Origin of the sequence: Serratia ureilytica, assembly GCF_013375155.1 — a bacterium.
Lineage (GTDB): Bacteria > Pseudomonadota > Gammaproteobacteria > Enterobacterales > Enterobacteriaceae > Serratia > Serratia ureilytica.
In genome coordinates, this window is sequence record NZ_JABXOF010000028.1 from 1 (window position 1) to 512 (window position 512).

General features: G+C 48.2%; 1 tRNA gene and 1 rRNA gene. Both read right to left on the reverse strand.

Features of this window, described 5'->3' with window-relative positions:
• Window positions 1-265: 265 nt before the first annotated feature.
• Window positions 266-341 (reverse strand) — tRNA-Glu (locus tag HWW83_RS25460).
• 88 nt (window positions 342-429) lie between these two features.
• Window positions 430-512: ribosomal RNA gene (locus HWW83_RS25465) — 16S ribosomal RNA — on the reverse strand; the annotation flags it as partial.

Sequence of the window (512 nt, forward strand, 5' to 3'; positions counted from 1 at the left end):
CACCGTGTACGCTTAGTCACTTAACCTCACAACCCGAAGATGTTTCCATCGTTCGCGCTGCAAACATTTGAGAGACTCTATGACAGGTTACTCTTTATCCCGATACATCTACGGAGGGACAAATTTCAGCCGTCATGTTTCAATTTTCAGCTTGTTCCAGATTGTTAAAGAGCAATATCTTAAACATGACTCGGAAGTCATCTTTAAGATATGGTGTATCGTCAGATACTTGGGACCGCCGCTTTCACCGGGTGGGTCGGAAGCTTGGCGTCCCCTAGGGGATTCGAACCCCTGTTACCGCCGTGAAAGGGCGGTGTCCTAGGCCTCTAGACGAAGGGGACACGACACCGTACTTTTATGACGCTTTTGCTCGTTACTTTTTCATCAGACAATCTGTGTGAGCACGCCACTCGAAGCAATATCTTTAGGTAAGGAGGTGATCCAACCGCAGGTTCCCCTACGGTTACCTTGTTACGACTTCACCCCAGTCATGAATCACAAAGTGGTAAGCG